Raw genomic sequence first — 19,113 nt, 5'->3', positions numbered from 1 at the left:
GCTATGGCCCTTCAAAAAAATATTTTTCTCTTTTTATTTCTACCTCTCTTTTGTGCCGCCCAATATACGGACGTCATAAATTCAAACCGACCAGGGGTATCGGTAAGCGCATATGCTGTTGGCAAAAATGTGGTGCAGGCAGAAATCGGTTTGCTCTATGAAATGCAAGACCATTCGGATATCAATTATGATTCTCAAGTCTTAGGTGGAGATATTTCCCTACGTTACGGACTATTGTTAGAGAAACTTGAATTAAATTATGAAGGTACCTACATAAATCAAAACATCACCTTTAATAATTTGAACCTTGAAGAAACCAGAACGGATTTTAGAAGAAACAGAATTGGTTTGAAATACTTATTGTTCGATCCTTTTAAAAACCCAGAAGCCAATAAGCCTAATTTATATAGTTGGAGGGCCAATAATAAATTTCAATGGAAAAACCTGATTCCGGCGGTTTCGGTTTATGGTGGTGCTACCTTTAATTTGGGTGAAAATCCTTTTTATAGAGAAGATGCCACAATTTCTTATCGTGGTATGGTTGCATTGCAAAGTGCACTTTCGCCAAGGCTGGTCTTAATTTCTAATATCGCTTATGATAGAATCACTACGGACTTCCCTGAATTAAGTTATACCGTTTCATTATCGCATGCCTTTAAAAACCCAAAGTGGAGTGTTTTTGTGGAGCATCAAGGTATTAATAGTGATAGATATAATGATTTATTACTGCGTGGTGGTATTGCGCATTTGTTTAGTCCCAATTTTCAAGTTGATGTTAATTTTGGTGGAAGTTTTAAGACCACTCCTTCTCGCATATTTGCTTCTACAGGACTTTCCTATCGTTTGGATTTTCATAAAGATGAATTGATCCAAACTAAAAGTGACGACAGTAGCGGTAAAATCAAGAAGAAGAGCATGAAGAAGAAAGGTAAAAAGAAAAAGAAGAAAAACGAGCTGGACTTCTAAATCAGAGAAATATTCATTTTTCATCCTTCGCTAATATCCTTAATATTGTAAGGCAATCAAAGTGTCAATTCAAGCGCGGTCGAGAATGGTACCTATTTTATATTAAAAACTTCTCGGCGGCGCTCGATTTGGCATTCACAAACTACAATGCATGGTCACCACCAAAGAAGTACTATCCCCTGCCGATTTTAAGGCTTTTGTAAAATTCCCTTTTTCGCTATACAAAGACAACAAGTATTGGGTACCTCCCATCATTAAAGACGAACTAGAAACTTTTGATAAGACCAAAAATCCAGCATTTAAAAATGCAGAGGCACGATTCTTCCTTGCCTTTCAACAAGGTAAGATAGTAGGTCGGGTCGCAGCAATTGTAAATTGGATAGAGGTCAAAGAACAAAAGCTTAAAAAAATGCGTTTTGGCTGGTTTGATTTTATAGATGATTTTGAAGTTTCGAAAGCCCTACTGCAAAAGGTTAACGAGATTGGGCAAGAGCAGCAACTGGACTATATGGAAGGGCCCGTGGGTTTCTCTAACCTTGATAAAGTAGGCGTTTTGATAGATGGTTTCGACCATATTGGCACTATGATCACTTGGTATAACCACCCCTATTACCAATCTCATTTTGAGGAGCATGGTTTTATAAAAGAAAAGGAGTATTTAGAAAATAAATTTTTGTTTGCCAATGCCGACCCAAAGACTTTTGCCAAGGCAAACATGCTCATTAAAAAGCGTTACGAATTAAGAGAATTGAACTTTACGAATAGTAAAGCTATTATGCCATGGGTAGATAGTATGTTCGATTTATTTAACGACAGTTACTCAAGCTTAGCCTCATTTGTAAAAATTACCGATGTTCAAAAAGAATACTTTAAAAAGAAATACATCAGTTTTATAAATCCTGAATATATCAAGTTCGTTATTGATAAAAATGATAAGCTTGTTGCTTTTGCCATTGTTATGCCCTCATTTTCAGAAGCCCTGCAAAAAGCAAAAGGTAAATTATTCCCTTTTGGTATCTTTCATTTACTACGAGCAAGAAAGCACAGTAAAAATGTTACTTTCTATCTCATTGGTGTTCACCCAGAATATCAAAATAAAGGAGTAACGGCTATAATCTTTAATGAATTTCATAAAACCTTTACAGAAAAAGGTATTGTAGAATGTATACGTACGCCAGAGTTAGAAGAAAATACCGCCATTGCACAAATCTGGAAACATTTTGATCCGTGGACGCATAAACGTAGAAGAACCTATAGAAAAGCTTTGTAGCAAATGGAATCGATATATTGTAAAAATATGTAAAAGCATAAAGATATATTGTATTCGATTTAACAAGGGACTGATTCTTTAAAAAAATACAGAAACTGTAAATTAAACTTAAGGTATCTTGATATTTGAATCGCACCATATAGAACAACCGTTACTAGACTATATTGAGTCTATATTTTACTATAAGGGATATAGGCCTGAACACTCTATTGAGCGCGTTGTACCCACAGGGCATATTTTTCTCATAATTGAGTTAGATGGTATTGAGCGACATACTTATGATAGTAAAACATTAGAACCAAATGGAAGTTTTAAAAATGCATGGGTCTCGGGCATGCAAAAAAAGTTTCTTTCAATTTCGGCGCATCAAAACTCTGAAATGCTTGTAGTACAATTTAAATCTAGCGGAGCCTATCCTTTTTTACATAAGCCTATATATCAACTAAATAATTTGGTAGTAGATGCCAACACACTTTTTGGTGGTAGCATTTTAGAACTAAGAGACCAGGTTTTAGAAACGAAAGCGGTAATCGGTAAATTTAAACTTATTGAAAATTGGTTGGTAGATAAATTTGGTTATGATAAGGTGCCAGATTTAAATCTTGTATCCATCCTCAACCAATTATCGACCAATCCCATATCTGAAGGCAATAACATTGTTAGCACTTACCCTAAAACACAGAAGCATTTGATTAGTCAGTTTAAAAAATATTTTGGATTGACACCTAAAATATTTCATCGTGTTTTCAGGTTTAACGAAATTCTAAAGCAAATACAAAATAAACAGCATTTGCTTTGGTCGCAGATTGCTCATGAATTCGGCTATTCAGACCAATCACATTTTATTAAAGAATTTAAAGAATTTTCTGGATTTAATCCTCAAGAGTTCTTACAATTAGATTACAATAAAGGTGAACCAAATTTTTTTCCTTTAGACCGGCAAGGTTAATTTTTTACTATCACAATTCATTATAACTTTCTTAATTTGTACTTATCTCATTTTAGAAACATGAAGACACATTTACTTCAAATACTATTTCTTTCCTTTTCTGCCATACTATTTGCTCAAAATCCAAATGACAATTCCGCATCACGAATAAAATCGGTTATCGATTCCTCGAAAGCAGATAATATGGTATTGAAACAATCTTTTGAAGTAAACGTTCCCTTAGATTCGGTATGGAATGCCTATGTCACAAAAATAGGATGGGAAAGTTGGGCGGTTCCGATAGCTGAGGTAGATTTTAAAATAAATGGTACCATTAAAACTAATTACAATAGGCTTGGAAAAGTTGGAGATGAATCTACAATTACATTGCATATCATAAATTACATCCCGAAACGGATGTTAACGTTACAAGCCGAACTCACTAAAAATTTCCCGGAATTTATGAAAGAAGATGAAAAAGACTTATTCAATATGATTCTTTTTGAAGAGATGAGTTCATCGAAAACAAAAGTGATTTCTTATGGTATGGGGTATAAAAAAAAGGAAAAATATATGTCGTTGATGAATTTTTTTATTCAAGGGAATGAACAATCATATCTTAACCTGATTTCATATTTAGAAACAGGCAAACCATCTATAAAATACTAAACCTATGGACCAGGCCCTACAAACCATGATTTCTAACATGCCAGAAAAAACTGGTAAATCGTTAGAAGAATGGAAATCAATCCTCAAAACAAAATCATTCACAAAACATTCTGAAGGGGTGAATTTTCTTAAAACAGAGCACAACGTAACCCACGGTTTTGCAAATACTATTGTAACATTATCAAAAGGGGAGAATCAAGCTCCTGTTAATTTGGTAGAAGCGCAATACAAGGGCAAAGAAGCCTTATTTCCTATTTATGAAAAGCTATTAGAAGTAATTAAACCTTTTGGAAACGATATTACCATTACACCCAAAAAAGGAAGCGTGAGCATTATTCGAAAAAGACAATTTGTACTTATAAAACCAGCTACAAAAACCAGAATAGATTTAGGCCTTAAACTAAAAGACAAACCAACCACAGATAGGCTTGGTGATTCTGGCCCTTTCGGTACAATGTGCACACATCGTGTACAATTGACCTCAACAATAGAAATAGATGCTGAATTAATCAATTGGATGAAAGAAGCTTACGAAAAAGCGATGTAACCTACTCCCCCATTGCTGCGGCAACGGCAGCAGACAACCTTTTGTACGTTCCATTTTCCAACCTTTCACGAATACTGGAAAAAGCATCAAGAGTCTCTGAAATGTCTTCCATCGTATGCGTAGCCGTAGGGATTAAACGTAATAGTATCAATCCTTTAGGAATAACCGGATAAACAACTATAGAACAGAAAATACCGTAATTCTCGCGTAAATCCTTTACCAAAGCCATAGCCTCTGGAATACTACCGTTCAAATACACCGGAGTAACACAACTGGATGTAGTACCAATATCAAAACCACGTTCTTTAAGTCCGTTTTGCAATGCATCTACGTTTTCCCACAATTTTGCCTTCAATTGGGGCATTGTGCGCATCATATCCAAACGCTTTAATGCTCCTTTCACGTAAACCATAGGCAATGATTTTGCGAACATTTGGGAACGTAGGTTATATTTTAAATAGTCGATAATTTCTTGGTCTGCAGCTACAAAAGCACCGATACTGGCCATAGACTTGGCAAAAGTGGCCAAATACACATCGATATCGTCTTGTACACCTTGCTCCTCGCCTGCTCCGGCCCCCGTTTTACCTAGTGTGCCAAAACCGTGGGCATCATCGACCAACAACCTAAAGTTGAACTTTTTCTTTAAAGCAACGATTTCCTTCAAAATACCTTGCTCACCACGCATTCCAAAAACCCCTTCGGAGATCACCAAAATACCCCCTCCTGTTTGCTCTGCCATTTTAGTGGCACGCTCCAAGTTTTTTTCTAAACTTTCAACGTCATTATGCATAAAGGTGAATCTTTTTCCCATATGCAGACGTACACCGTCTATAATACAAGCGTGTGCATCAACATCGTAAACAATGATATCATCTTTGGTGACCAAAGCATCCACAACAGACATAAATCCCTGATATCCAAAATTCAATAAGTAAGAAGCTTCTTTGCTTACAAAGGCAGCCAATTCTTTCTCCAATTGTTCATGGAAATCTGTGTGGCCGCTCATCATACGGGCACCCATAGGGTATGCTGAACCATGTTCATGTGCTGCTTCACCATCAACTTTTTTAACCTCAGGTAGATTTGCAAGGCCTAAATAATCATTAATACTCCAAGTGATGACCTCTTTACCTTGGAATTTCATTCGGTTAGATATAGGTCCTTCTAATTTTGGAAATACAAAGTAACCTTCTGCCTGTGAAGCCCATTTTCCTAACGGTCCTTTATTTTCTATAATTCTTTCAAATAAATCTTTCATCTACCTTAAATTGTATGAGTTGCAAAAATATGCAATTTTACTAACGACGCAATGTCTTTATTACAAACAAAAAGCGGCAACTTAAAAGAAGTTACCGCTCTTAAACTTCTTATTTTTTACTTACTTGATATATTGAATTTCTGTTGGAGTTTCTGCATTCTTAGCATCAAAAAACCCTTGATTTTGCATCCACTCATCACTATAGATTTTGCTCATGTAGCGTGACCCATGATCAGGGAAAATTACCACCACATTACTATCTTTTTTAAACTCACCCTCCATACCATATTGCATCACAGCTTGCATTGCGGCACCACTGGTGTACCCAACAAACATACCCTCGGTATGTGCTATTTTACGGGCCATATGCGCACTTTCTGCATCGGTAACCTTGATATAGCGATCTATCGTATTAAAGTCGGTAGCGCTTGGAATTAGGTTTTTACCTAGACCTTCTATTCTGTAAGGATAAATTTCTTCATGATCGAACTCGCCGGTTTCGTGATATTTCTTAAGAACCGAACCATAGGCATCAACTGCTAAAACCTTGATATCTGGATTTTGTTCTTTAAGAAAGCGAGCCGTACCGGAAATCGTTCCACCTGTTCCACTACATACTACCAAATGGGTAATATTACCATTGGTCTGTTTCCAGATTTCAGGCCCCGTGGTTCTATAATGTGCTTCAATATTTAATTCGTTGAAATATTGATTGATATAAATGGAACCTTTAGTCTCTTTATGCAAACGTTTGGCAACCTCATAGTAAGAACGTGGGTCATCGGCACTGACATGGGCAGGACAAACATATACTTGAGCGCCCATAGAGCGCAACATATCAATTTTATCGGGTGACGATTTAGAACTAACCGCTAAAATACATTTGTAACCTTTAACCATGCTTGCCATGGCCAAGCTAAATCCTGTATTGCCAGAAGTGGTCTCGATAATGGTGCTTTCAGCATTCAAAAGGCCTTTTCTTTCAGCTTCTTCAATGATATGAACGGCAATTCTATCCTTAGCTGAATGCCCTGGGTTAAACGCTTCTACTTTAGCGTAGAAGTTACCAGTTAAAGCATCAGCAATACGATTTAGTTTGATAAGAGGGGTATTACCCACTAAATCTAAGACGCTATTATAAGCATTAATGTTATTCTCCATAGTTAAGTAAGGTCTTGTAAATAAAGCCCTAAAGCCTTTATTACAGGTGCAAAAATAACAATTTTTATTTTATCGGATTTTTCCTTCCAAATCTAAAATAAAGGCATATTCCTTCGCTGTCTCCTTTAATGCCTCAAATCTTCCGGAAGCTCCCCCATGCCCTGCTTCCATATTCGTATCCAAGAAAAGTTGATTGTTATCAGTCTTATACTCCCTTAGTTTGGCCACCCACTTGGCTGGCTCCCAATACTGTACCTGAGAATCGTGAAGCCCAGTGGTTACTAAAAGATTGGGGTATTCTTTCGCTTCTACATTATCGTATGGGGAGTAGGCTTTAATATAATCGTAATACGTTTTATCATTAGGATTTCCCCATTCATCATACTCGCCTGTGGTCAAAGGAATACTATCATCTAACATGGTCGTTATAACATCTACAAAAGGCACTGCAGCTATAACCCCATTGTATAGTTCTGGAGCCATATTCACAATTGCTCCCATCAACAAGCCTCCAGCGGAGCCACCCATAGCATATAAATGCTCTGGTGAAGTATACTTTTCTGCTATTAGATGCTTAGATACATCTACAAAATCTGTAAACGTATTCTTTTTGGTGAGTAACTTACCGTCTTCATACCATGGCCTGCCCAAATACTCACCTCCCCTTACATGGGCAATTGCGTAGATAAATCCTCTATCCAATAGACTTAATCGAACCGAAGAAAAATAAGGATCTATTGTTGAGCCATAAGACCCATAGGCATATTGTAATAATGGGCTGCTACCATCTAGCTTAGTATTCTTGTGATACACCATTGATACTGGTACCTTCGTACCATCTGAGGCTGTTGCCCAAATACGTTCTGAACGATAGTTTTCTTTATTAAAATCGCCACCTAACACTTCCTGTTGTTTTAATACTTCACTCTCTTTGGTACGCATATTAAAATCGATAATGGCATAAGGCGAGGTCATGGCATTATAGAAATAGCGCAGCTTTTCAGTATCAAAGTCAAGGTTCGTACTAGCGCCCGCAACATAGGTCTCGCTATCAAAGGGCAAATAGTAACTATCAGAACCATCCCAACGAACAATCTTCATTTTGTTCAAACCATTTTCACGTTCCGATAGCACATAGTAGTCTTTAAAAATATCAATATCCTCTAAAAGAACGTTTTCTCTATGGCCAATAAATTCTGTCCAATTATCAGAAGTTGTGCTGTCTTCGGAGGTCTTCATTAATTTAAAATTGGTGGCATCGTCCTTATTCGTCAAAATATAAAAACTGTCACCATAGTGAGAAATAGAATATTCTAACCCCCTAGTTCGCGGAGAGAAAATTTTAAATTCACTATCTGGAGCATCTGTTGGTATAAATCTGTATTCTGAAGTTAAGGTACTAATAGAGCCAATAACGATATATTTGCGTGATTTCGTCTTATAAACAAAGGTGTTATAGGTATCATCTTCTTCATGGAACACCAATTCATCTTCTTCTGCGTCGGTACCCAATCGATGTTTATAAATTTTATCTGAACGCAGTGTTACCGGATCTTTTTTGGTATAAAATAGGGTTTTGTTATCTGCAGCCCATACAGAGCCTCCTGTTGTATTCTCAATTTTATCTGGATAAATTTCTCCAGTAACAAGGTTCTTGATCTGAATAAAATACTGTCTTCTAGAAACTGTATCGGTACCAAAAGCAGCTAATTTATTATCGGGACTAACTGAAACTCCCCTTAGATTAAAAAAATCATGTGCTGCAGCTAATTCATTGCAATTGAACAAAATTTCTTCCTCAGCATCCAAAGATTCCTTTTTTCGTGAATAAATGGGATATTCTTTTCCTTTTTCATATCGCGTGAGATAATAATACCCATCTCTTTTGTAAGGAACGGACTCGTCATCTTCTTTTATTCTCGATTTCATCTCTAAAAAGAGCTCTTCTTGAAAAGACTTGGTGTGCTTTGTTTGCTCTTGATAATATTTGTTCTCAGCTTCTAAATACGCTATAACTTCATCATTTTCGCGGTCATTTAACCAATAGTAGTTATCCACTCGGGTATCACCATGAATTTCAAGGTTTTTCGGAATTTTCTTTGCTTGTGGTAAAGTCATTGAAGTATTTTCTTTTTTCTCATTTATACAAGAAGCGGCAAAAATAAGGCAGAAAAAAAGAATAGGTAGTTGCTGTATAGCTTGTCTCATTATTTGAATTTTCACCAATTTAGTAATTTTGTCATTGAATTTAATCTTGAAAACTATGTTTGGTGATTTAATGGGTATGATGGGTAAGCTTAAGGACACCCAAGAAAAAGTAAAAGCAACAAAGGCGCGTTTAGATACCGTAATGGTAGATGAAGCCTCATCGGATGGGTTATTAAGAGTTACGCTTACCGCCAATAGACACATAAAGAATATAAGCATTGATGCCAATCTTTTGGAAGACAAAGAGCAATTAGAAGATTATTTAGTGCTTACCCTAAATAAGGCCATTGAAAAAGCAACAGCTATAAACGAGACAGAGCTTGCTGCAGTGGCCAAGGAAGGTATGCCCAATATTCCGGGAATGGATTCGTTATTTAAATAAACGGCAAGCTTTTTGCCCATAGAAAATAAAAAGAAATGAAAACCTTATTATATATTTTTACTTTTCTGTTTTTGGTTCCGAAGGTTTCGGAAACAGAATTGACTTCCGTAGAATGGCAAACAGATTATAAGACTGTTTTAAAACAGGCTAAAAAAAATAAAAAGAATGTATTGGTATATTTTACGGGAAGTGATTGGTGCCCTCCATGTAAGATGCTCAAAAAAGATTTATTTGACACCAATGAATTCCGTGAATTGTCTGCAGAATATGTGCTATTATATGTTGACATTCCAAGGAATAAAGATATCCTTACACCAGAACAATACGCAAAAAATAAGGAGCTACTGCCCAAATACAATAAAAAAGGTGTTTTCCCTTTAATGGCAGTGCTCAGCCCTAATGGGGTATTGCTTGATGATTATTCTGGCTATAGCATGAATGGAGAGGTAAAATACCATCTCGATTTTTTAAAAAAGAATAAATAAAAAAAGCCTCCCGAAAAGGAGGCTTTTTAATGATTGAATAGTAGTGTTTAGTTATTAATCAATCTAAATTCAGTTCTTCTGTTTGCAGAGTGCTCTCTTTCAGTACAAGAAACACCGTCGGCACATCTATTTTTCAATTTTCTTTCTCCGTAACCGTTAGCTACCAATAAGCTAGAGTTAACTCCCTTAGAAATTAAGTAATCGGCAACAGCCTTAGCTCTTCTTTCAGAAAGACTTTGGTTAGATGTTGCGCCACCTCTGGCATCTGTATGAGAAGCGATCTCTAATTTTGTACCAGGATTTTGTTGTAATACAGGCATTAATCTAGAATCGATGATTCTTTTAGCCTCAGCAGTTAAGCTTGCGCTTCCTAAATTCCAGTTGATAGGTAAAGCTTGGTACTCGACCAATGAACATTCAACTTCTTTCCAAGTAGTTAATCCACCTTTAGTTTTTAATACTTCCTTAGTAATCGTCTTAGTTACAGCTGGCACCGTTTCTTCAACAGTGTAGGCGTCTTTATCCAATACCGTTTTAGTAATGGTAGCATATTCAGCAGGAATTACCTCTTCAACAACCTTAGCTGGCTCTAACATTACTCTTTTGGTATATGTAGCATTCTTTACTGAACCGGCAATCTTTTCAGTTGACGCATCATTTGCAAGAACTTGAGTACTTACCGTAGTGTATTCTGCTGGGTAACCTTTATAACACCAGTAGCGACAATCATCAGGATTTCCAGAAGCACAATCTGGGGCTGGCGAACCTAGCTCCCATTGAGCATAGGCTGGTTTAACCTCAATTGTTTCAGAACTGGCTCTAAAACTGGCAGGTGTAATTCTTAAAGAATTTCCTGCTTCTTTAGAAACATAGGATACTGTTTCAGTTCCCCATTTTGCCGGAATTACAGCGAGTCTCTTACCTTCTTCTTTTACCAATACTCTTTCTGTAACTGTCTTGTAAGTTGCAGGAACTGTTTTTAAAACCTTATAAGCGGGCTTTGTTACTACTGTCATTGTTTCATTGGTGTAAACATCAGGGGTAGTACAACGTACATAACATTTACCTGGTTCTGGGTTTGTAGGTAAATCTTGCGCATTAATTGCGGCGGTGGCAAATACTGCCAAAAGAAATAGAACTTTTTTCATAATAGTTAGTGTTACTGTGTTAGTTAATTAAATTTATAGTGATATACAATATATATCCTAATCAATAACTAAGAACCCTATTTCTTAAAAAAGTCACAAAATTTGAAAATAATTTATCAAGTACAAGGAATGCGTTACGAATAATTCAATAAAAATCGCTTAAATCAAAAGTTAGTATCACTTGTAATTATTTAAAATACAATAGTTTATCACTTAACTTCTGATTTTTCGTCGGTAAAAATCAGAATTAAAATAAATTTTCAAGGATTTCTAAAAATTTATGATGCATGGTATTCGTATAATCTAGGTGCGTGACGATTCTTAATTTACCCTGACCCATACTAATGATCGAAATATTATTTTCTTCAAGCTTTTTTACAAACACATCTGCAGAAATTAAAGATTCCTCCACCTCAAAAATGATGATATTCGTTTCTATAGGTTCGACTTTCTTTATTACCTCAAGATTGTTTAGAACAGAACCTATTTCTAGGGCCTTTCGATGATCATCTGCCAATCTTTCAACATGATTATCCAAAGCATAAATGCCTGCAGCGGCTAAGAACCCTGCCTGCCGCATTCCACCTCCCAAAATTTTACGCACCCTTACCGCTTCATGAATAAGTTTTTCGCTACCAACCAAAACGGAGCCTATTGGGCATCCAAGACCTTTGCTCAAACAAACGCTGATTGAATCAAACAATGCACCATATTGCTCAGGTGTTTCACCCTTTGCAACCATCGCATTCCAAAGTCGGGCACCATCCAAATGATATTTAAGATTATTGTCGTCACATACTTTTCTTATTTGTTTTAGCTCATCAAAACTCCAACAAGCGCCACCACCTTTATTGGTTGTGTTTTCAATACAGACCAAACTAGTTAGAGGGCTATGATAAAAATCAGGAGGATTTATACCGGCTTCCACCTGCTCAGCTGTCATCATTCCCCTATTTCCATCTACAAGTTTGCAGGAAACACCACTATTAAAACTAGCACCACCGCCCTCATAATTGTATACATGGGCATACTTATCACAGATCAATTGTTCCCCAGGTTGAGTATGCAATTTTATTGCCGTTTGATTGGTCATACTGCCACTCGGAAAAAATAAGGATGCTTCCATGCCAAACAATTCGGCAACCTTGGCTTCCAATTGATTTACGGTAGGGTCATTTTTAAAGACGTCATCCCCTACTTCCGCATTCATCATCGCATCAAGCATTCCAGCAGTTGGCTTTGTGACCGTGTCACTTATTAAATTTATTTCCATAAAACCGTTTAATTAAAACAGGCCATTCCTATAGGTGAGCCATCAGGAATCGTAGGTGTTGGAATAGCCTGAAACTGCTCAGGATGTGCATAAAAATCACTTATTCTTCGAGACATCTCAGCTTTAATTGGATTTTTTAATCCCGCTAGTGCAATTTTCTGAGAAAGATTTCTAAGCGTTTGATTTGCTATTGCATTTACCTGAGGATGAACTTCTGTATGCGAAGCTAAATTCATTATGTGGAACAACACCCTAAAATTAATGTTTTGCTGAACTTCATTTAAATACGGGTTTTTTATAGACCTATTAATAGTGCTATCAACAAGCGCATCCAAAACCTCCTGCAAGCCCAGATTATCAGTGTCCGTAGCTTTTTGTTGAATAAGTCGAGAAGCACGTTCTGCATGCAGTAATAATCCCAGGGTCATATCTGCGGCAGTTTCTGGCGCAGAAAGTGCATCGAAAGAAACACCAGTCTTTCCTTTCAATGATTCTCTTGACCTGCCATACCCGATTGCCCTTGGTGGAAACAATGCTAACTTTTCACTAGGAATGGCAATCTGTGCAGCATCTAAGGTTTTTAATATACTTTTAAGGGCTTCTTCTTGAGTTGATTTGTTTACCATAGAAACGGTTTTTTGACCATCACCTTTGACTGCATAATTATAATCCAACCCTCCAATTATTTTAGCCACGCCTTCTGTTTGATAGCGATGAAAAAAATAAAGCGGTGCAAAAACATCTTCTAAGACAGAGTTTGGCTCTCCCCTTCTAATATTGTCTATTGAAAAGTTGTTGATAGCTGTTTTCCTGATTTTTAAAACCTCTTCGAGTTCCATGCTTATATTATTTCCATTGTCCCAGAGGTGTGCCAAAGCATGGGCGCCTCCCATTGGCCTTGCGTCTTGGTCAGATATATATCGCAAACCTGCATTTTGAGCATCTTTCAAAATATTCTGCAATCCTTCTTGCTCAGAATTTCTTTGAAAATCGGAATACGAATATGCCACCGTTACTTTGTCCCAATCACCAATATTTACGGCATAAGCCTCCGAAAAGTCAATTTCATCACCATTTAACTTGAATTGAGGGTGAGGATAATCCATAACCGAAGCCCGGCCATTGGTGCTTGCGGCAAAATTGTGGGCAAAACCTAGGGTGTGCCCTATCTCATGGGCAGATAGCTGACGTATTCTAGCCAAGGCCATTTCTAACATAGGCTGGTAGTTATCGTCACGCTCGGCAAAAGGTTTGTTCATCAGCGCCTGGGCTATTAAAAAATCTTGCCGTATTCGTAAACTACCCAAACTCACATGCCCTTTCATGATTTCACCTGTTCTTGGGTCGGTTATACTGCTGCCATAGCTCCAACCTCGTGTGGAACGATGAACCCATTGAATTACATTATACCGCACGTCCATTGGATCTGCATCGTCTGGTAAAATTTTAAGTTGAAAAGCGTCTTTATAGCCGATGGCCTCAAAAGCTTGATTCCACCAACGTCCTCCATCCAATAATGCGGAGCGCACAGGCTCTGGTGTACCATTATCTAAATAATAAATAATCGGGGCAACAGCTTCACTAAGCTCGGCGTTAGGGTTTTTCTTTTCTAAACGATGTCTTGTAATGTAACGCTTTAAAATGGGCTCTTGCACTGGAGTGGCATAATCATAATATGAAAAGGGATAAGATCCACATCTTGGGTCAAATACGCGTTTTTCATACTTCGAATCTGGTAATTCAATTAAGGAATGGTGCTGGGCAACCGTAACCAAATTTGCGTTGGGTGTAACCGATCTGATATAATTTCCTTTGGGTTGTCCCTTAAAAGTTAAAGTGACATCGAATTCTATATTTTTGGGAAAAGCTTTTGTACGTTCTAACGCCAAAGCGCTTTTACTTTTATCAAGGCTATAAGAACCTTGCTTACTACGTTGCAACCTGCCGCTCACGCCATGGGCATCACGCATTAAAAAATCAGTGATATCGATTAAATAGCTTCCTTTCTGTTCCTCAATAATCTTAAATCCATGTAAAATAGATTTTGCGAAGGCCTGTTCAACCGATTTACGTTCTAAGTCATTTTCGGTGAGGGCCCTAAACTTTAGATTCGGCTGAACGAGCATCAATTTTGTTCCTGCTTTTCTAAAAAAAACAACCTGCTCATTACCGAGCTGTCCCCTATCTAAACCAATATCATTGCTGCCGATACCACTACTTAAAGAATATACATAGAGAAATTCCTTTTCTAAATCATCTACTTGTAAATACATCTTATCATTACCATCATCATAGTAAAAGTTGAAATAACCATTAAATTTTTGAAAATTCTTTGTCTTGTCAAAACTTTGGGCAAGTGCAGATGAAATTGAAAATACCACTGCGAAAATAAAAGTCAAGCTGTTTTTCATGTTTGGTTTTATTGGAGTTCTAAATTTATATAAAATTGATTGCCTAGCCATAGAGCAAAGCCTATTTTTGTTCTAAACATTTTATATGGTAACTACAGATCAACATAAAGATCTTATGGATCGCCTTGGCGCGTTAAGGAGGTATCTTTGACATTGATGCCAAGCTTATTCAGATAGAAAACGAAGAGGAGAAAACCTTAGCTCCTGGCTTTTGGGACAATCCGAAAGAGGCCCAAATTCAAATGAAATCTATAAAATCTAAGAAGAATTGGGTTGAAAGTTTTAACTCGGCCAAGACCCTTATCAACGATTTAGAAGTTTTATTGGAATTTCAAGAGGCTGGGGAGGTCGGTGAGGAAGAAGTTTCTGAAAAACACGACAAGGCGGTCGAACTTCTTGAAAATTTGGAATTCAAGAATATGCTTTCGGATGAAGGGGACGAACTTACAGCTGTTCTGCAGATAACTGCAGGTGCCGGAGGTACCGAAAGCTGTGATTGGGCGGCCATGTTGATGCGTATGTATTTGATGTGGAGCGAAAAGAATGGTTATAAAGTAAAAGAGCTAAACTATCAAGAAGGAGATGTAGCCGGAATAAAAACGGTTACCATTGAAATTGAGGGGGATTATGCCTTTGGTTGGTTAAAAGGGGAAAACGGAGTGCATCGTTTGGTCCGAATCTCTCCATTTGACAGTAATGCCAAGCGTCATACTTCATTTGCATCGGTTTATGTTTATCCTTTAGCCGATGATACCATAGAAATTGATATCAATCCTGCTGATATTGAAATTACAACTGCGAGATCTAGTGGAGCTGGTGGACAGAATGTAAATAAAGTCGAAACCAAGGTACAATTGGTTCATAAGCCTACTGGTATTCAGATTTCTTGTTCTGATTCACGTTCGCAACATGACAATAGAGCTACGGCAATGAAAATGTTAAAATCGCAGCTCTACGAAATAGAACTGAGAAAAAAACAAGAAGCTAGACAAGAGATAGAATCCTCAAAAATGAAGATTGAATGGGGTTCACAAATCAGAAATTATGTAATGCACCCTTATAAGTTGGTCAAAGATGTAAGAACAGCTGAGGAAACCGGTAATGTAGATGCCGTAATGGACGGGGATATCGATAGGTTTCTAAAAGCATTTTTAATGATGATGGGGCAAAAAACGGAAGAATAATAAGATTCGGCACAAATATTGTTTTGTACACATCGATTCATTTAACATACATTTAACCAAGCTAGTTTAAACCTTACTCTAATTTTGAAATCCTAATATTATGAAAGCACTACTACAACTTGCTTTTTTATTTTTTCTTTTAAGCATTTATACCGTTGAAGCACAATACGGTTATGGTAATCGCTATGGTAGACAGGGCGGAAGAAGTGCCATACCTCAGGCTCAAACACCTCCAAAAGAACCAGAAGCAAAAACTGCGGACGAAGTAGTTGATGAACAAATGCCCAAAATTTCTGAGTCATTAGAGCTTGACCCTTTTGAAGAAGCTGTGGTTCGTACAACTTTAATAAAGTATGTGCAGAAAAGAATGGAGCTTCAAATACTCAAACTCGAGCCCAAAAAAATGAAAGAAGAATATGAGAAACTTGCAAAGCTTCAAGATGAAGAAATAAAGGCTGGGCTGCCAGAAGAAAAATACAATGCCTACTTGGACTTACAGAAGAACCAATTCAAGGCGAAGAAGAAAAAAAAGAAAAAGAAATCAAAATCCTAATATGAAGAAACTGTTACTTTTAACGCTTGTTTTAAACTTAACAACGTTAATAGCTCAAAGACCCCAAGGCCAGAGACCAAACATAAAAGTAACAGGAAAGGTAATCGAAAAAGGTTCTGGTGCACCATTGGAATATGCCACGCTTGTACTGCAAAGCGTTCGAAACCCACAAGAAGTAACGGGAGGAATCACCAATTTAGATGGTGTATTTGAAGTAGAAGCACCTGCTGGCATGTACAACATATCCGTTGAATTTATTTCATATAAAACATTTAGAAAAGAGAAGCAACTACTCCGTTCAGATACTGATTTAGGTACGATTACCCTTTCCATAGATGTAGAACAACTAGCCGAAGTAGACGTCATTGCCGAACGCACAACAGTAGAATTACGATTAGATAAAAAGATTTATAATGTTGGCAAAGACCTTACCGTTAGTGGTGGTACGGTAAGCGACGTTTTAGACAATGTGCCTTCAGTTTCCGTAGACGTTGAAGGCAATGTTCAACTCAGAGGAAATGATGATGTTCGTATCTTAATCAATGGCAAGCCCTCTGCAATTACCGGTCTAAACAGTACTGATGCTTTGCGCCAACTACCTGCTGAATCTATAGAAAAAGTCGAGGTCATCACCTCTCCTTCCGCTAGGTATGATGCTGAAGGTTCTGGCGGAATCATCAACATTATTTTAAGACGAAGCAAACTACAAGGTTTAAACGGAGCATTGACCACCAATCTAGGATATCCGTACTCCGCTGGCATAAACGGAAATTTAAATTACAGAACCGGAGACCTAAATATTTTTACAAATACAGGGTATAACTATCGACAACGCCCCGGAAATTCTTTTAATTCCACTAATTTTTTCGATACAACGGGTGATTTCACAAATTCCATCAGGGAAGAACGCGACATCGAACGAGAAAGAAAAGGATACAACGTAAATTTTGGAGTTGAATGGTATGTAAATAAAACTTCGTCTATTACGCAGTCCATTTTTCTAAGAAGCTCTAAGAATAGCAGTGAAACAACAAATACCTTTTTTCAAACCGATGCTTTGGGCGATACAAGTTCTGGATTTCGATTTGACCCAGAAACTGAAGATGATAGAACTTTTCAGTATTCTTTGAATTATGATAAACAATTCAATGGCAATTCTGACCACAAATTGACCTTTGCGTTTCAATACGAAACCAGTGATGAATCTGAAGAGTCTTTAATTATTCAAAATGGTTTTGATAGTGAAAGTGTTGCAACCATTGAAGATCAACGCAGGGTGTTTATGCAATCTGATTATGTTGTTCCCATTGGTGAAAACGGCCAGTTTGAACTGGGGTATCGTGGGGACTTTAATAAACTAAATACGGATTATGATGTTGTCTTTATTAGCCCGACCATAGCTGAACTGGGCATTACCAACCCAAGTAATGTACTCGACTATAAAGAGACCATTAATGCAGTATACACCCAATTCGGAACAAAAATTAAAAAATTCTCTTTCTTAAGTGGTCTTCGTTATGAATCTACAAGATTGATTATCAATCAAATTGAAACAGGAGATTTTAATAGAAATAATTTTGATGGTCTTTTCCCCACTTTAAACTTAAACTATGAGTTTAATGAAATGGAAAGCATACAGTTCGGTTATAATAGAAGGATTAGAAGGCCCAGGTCATTCTTTTTAAATCCTTTTCCTTCCAGGTCAAGCCCTACCAATCTTTTCCAAGGGAATCCGAACTTAACCCCATCATTTTCTAATCAGGTGGATTTTGGATACCTAAAACGTTATGAAAAGTTAACCCTCAACAGTTCTATCTACTTCGCAAGAGCTACAGATGTTATTACATTCATTACCGAAGATACGGGAGAGGATACTGTTTTTGACGGCGAACAGGTAAGTATTATTAGAAGAACACCTGTAAATCTTGCAAAGAATGATCGTTATGGTTTTGAAATGAATGCCAATTACCGACCAACAAAAAAATGGAACATTAATGGTAATGTCAATCTTTTCAATCTGATTACTCGAGGTGATTTTAATGGCCAAAACTTTGATGCCGAAAACCTAAGCTGGTTTGTTAGACTTAACAATAAGATTACCTTACCAGGAAAAGTAGATTGGCAAACCAGATTGTTCTACAGGGGACCTTCTGAAACCGCACAAACAAAAATTCAGGGTATATTCTCTATGAGTTTGGCCTTTAGTAAAGACTTATTTAAAGAAAAGGCTTCCCTTGCATTTAATATAAGTGATGTTTTTAATAGCCAAAGAAGAGTTAGTGAGACAGTAACCCCATTTTTCAACAGTGATAGTGAATTTCAATGGAGAGTGCGCAGCTTCAATATTTCTTTCACCTATCGCTTTAACCAAAAGAAGAAACGAAGCCAAGGAAGACAGGGTGACGACGGGGGGGAGAAGAATTTGAAGGATAATAAAACAAAAAAGGAGCCAAATGGCTCCTTTTTTTATTCGTTGCGCTTAGCTCTTTTAGCCTCGCGTCTTTCTTTCCACATTTCCAGTAAATTTCCACCTAACCAATAAGGAACTACAAAAGTTAATAGAAAAATCATTAACCAGAATCCAATCGTAAGTATGGTCAAAAAAGCTAAAAATCCGAGATATTGGTCAAACTCTACCATGAAAATTTAATTTATACTACAAAGATA

The 19,113-nt window shown here is 37.1% G+C and carries 16 protein-coding genes; 10 read left to right on the top strand and 6 right to left on the bottom strand.

Annotated elements, in window-relative coordinates; genetic code table 11:
* The first annotated feature begins 3 nt into the window (after positions 1-3).
* From ACZ1GR_RS00535 to ACZ1GR_RS00515, 5 genes are all read left to right on the top strand, one after another.
* On the top strand, positions 4-966 hold the full coding sequence (locus tag ACZ1GR_RS00535; protein WP_472610329.1) for a transporter: 963 nt from the start codon (positions 4-6) through the stop codon (positions 964-966).
* A 151-nt stretch (positions 967-1,117) separates the two neighbouring features.
* Positions 1,118-2,236 carry a GTP cyclohydrolase gene (locus ACZ1GR_RS00530; protein WP_472610328.1) on the top strand — a complete coding sequence of 373 codons (1,119 nt, stop codon included), beginning with the start codon at positions 1,118-1,120 and terminating at the stop codon, positions 2,234-2,236.
* A gap of 118 nt (positions 2,237-2,354) precedes the next feature.
* Positions 2,355-3,185, top strand: a complete 831-nt coding sequence (locus tag ACZ1GR_RS00525) for a helix-turn-helix domain-containing protein (protein WP_472610327.1) — start codon at positions 2,355-2,357, stop codon at positions 3,183-3,185.
* 60 nt (positions 3,186-3,245) lie between these two features.
* Complete coding sequence (locus ACZ1GR_RS00520; RefSeq protein ID WP_472610326.1) at positions 3,246-3,833, top strand: SRPBCC domain-containing protein; 588 nt, start codon at positions 3,246-3,248, stop codon at positions 3,831-3,833.
* Positions 3,834-3,837: 4 nt separating this feature from the next.
* Entirely contained in the window at positions 3,838-4,380 is a 543-nt protein-coding gene (locus ACZ1GR_RS00515; RefSeq protein ID WP_472610325.1) for a DUF5655 domain-containing protein, read from the top strand.
* Between the two features lies 1 nt (position 4,381).
* On the opposite strand, the gene ACZ1GR_RS00510 is transcribed toward ACZ1GR_RS00515, so the two are convergent.
* From ACZ1GR_RS00510 to ACZ1GR_RS00500, 3 genes are all read right to left on the bottom strand, one after another.
* Positions 4,382-5,641: an aminotransferase class I/II-fold pyridoxal phosphate-dependent enzyme gene (locus ACZ1GR_RS00510; RefSeq protein WP_472610324.1), complete on the bottom strand. Its 1,260-nt coding sequence runs from the start codon at positions 5,639-5,641 to the stop codon at positions 4,382-4,384.
* 120 nt (positions 5,642-5,761) lie between these two features.
* Entirely contained in the window at positions 5,762-6,802 is a 1,041-nt protein-coding gene (locus ACZ1GR_RS00505) for a PLP-dependent cysteine synthase family protein (RefSeq protein WP_472610323.1), read from the bottom strand.
* Between the two features lie 69 nt (positions 6,803-6,871).
* Positions 6,872-9,010 carry a S9 family peptidase gene (locus ACZ1GR_RS00500; RefSeq protein ID WP_472610322.1) on the bottom strand — a complete coding sequence of 713 codons (2,139 nt, stop codon included), beginning with the start codon at positions 9,008-9,010 and terminating at the stop codon, positions 6,872-6,874.
* Positions 9,011-9,065: 55 nt separating this feature from the next.
* Here ACZ1GR_RS00500 and ACZ1GR_RS00495 point away from each other — a divergent pair, with 55 nt between their 5' ends.
* Together ACZ1GR_RS00495 and ACZ1GR_RS00490 are read left to right on the top strand one after the other, a co-directional pair.
* Positions 9,066-9,392 (top strand): YbaB/EbfC family nucleoid-associated protein, encoded by a 327-nt coding sequence (locus tag ACZ1GR_RS00495; protein WP_472610321.1) that lies wholly within the window; start codon positions 9,066-9,068, stop codon positions 9,390-9,392.
* Positions 9,393-9,427: 35 nt separating this feature from the next.
* Positions 9,428-9,877 carry a thioredoxin family protein gene (locus ACZ1GR_RS00490; protein ID WP_472610320.1) on the top strand — a complete coding sequence of 150 codons (450 nt, stop codon included), beginning with the start codon at positions 9,428-9,430 and terminating at the stop codon, positions 9,875-9,877.
* A gap of 47 nt (positions 9,878-9,924) precedes the next feature.
* Here the strand turns inward: ACZ1GR_RS00490 and ACZ1GR_RS00485 are convergent, their stop codons facing one another.
* From ACZ1GR_RS00485 to ACZ1GR_RS00475, 3 genes are all read right to left on the bottom strand, one after another.
* Positions 9,925-11,025, bottom strand: a complete 1,101-nt coding sequence (locus ACZ1GR_RS00485; RefSeq protein ID WP_377766740.1) for an OmpA family protein — start codon at positions 11,023-11,025, stop codon at positions 9,925-9,927.
* A 247-nt stretch (positions 11,026-11,272) separates the two neighbouring features.
* The gene (locus tag ACZ1GR_RS00480; protein ID WP_472610319.1) at positions 11,273-12,298 is read right to left on the bottom strand and encodes a threonine aldolase family protein; all 1,026 of its coding nucleotides are present in this window, start codon (positions 12,296-12,298) and stop codon (positions 11,273-11,275) included.
* A gap of 8 nt (positions 12,299-12,306) precedes the next feature.
* Positions 12,307-14,709, bottom strand: coding sequence for a zinc-dependent metalloprotease (locus ACZ1GR_RS00475; protein ID WP_472610318.1), 2,403 nt, complete (start codon positions 14,707-14,709; stop codon positions 12,307-12,309).
* Positions 14,710-14,794: 85 nt separating this feature from the next.
* Between ACZ1GR_RS00475 and prfB the strand changes: the two genes are divergently transcribed.
* The 3 genes from prfB to ACZ1GR_RS00460 all read left to right on the top strand — a co-directional run bounded on the left by prfB (position 14,795) and on the right by ACZ1GR_RS00460 (position 18,988).
* Positions 14,795-15,893 (top strand): peptide chain release factor 2 gene (prfB, locus tag ACZ1GR_RS00470; RefSeq protein WP_377766737.1). Its coding sequence is split into 2 segments (ribosomal slippage): positions 14,795-14,857 and positions 14,859-15,893, totalling 1,098 coding nucleotides; the frame shifts between segments, so codons are not numbered across the junction.
* Positions 15,894-15,993: 100 nt separating this feature from the next.
* Positions 15,994-16,446, top strand: coding sequence for a hypothetical protein (locus ACZ1GR_RS00465; RefSeq protein ID WP_472610317.1), 453 nt, complete (start codon positions 15,994-15,996; stop codon positions 16,444-16,446).
* 1 nt (position 16,447) lies between these two features.
* Complete coding sequence (locus ACZ1GR_RS00460) at positions 16,448-18,988, top strand: TonB-dependent receptor (RefSeq protein WP_472610316.1); 2,541 nt, start codon at positions 16,448-16,450, stop codon at positions 18,986-18,988.
* The last annotated feature ends 125 nt before the right edge of the window (positions 18,989-19,113 follow it).

The organism is Croceitalea sp. W27 (assembly GCF_055693185.1).
This window is presented reverse-complemented; position numbering and strand designations above follow the sequence as displayed.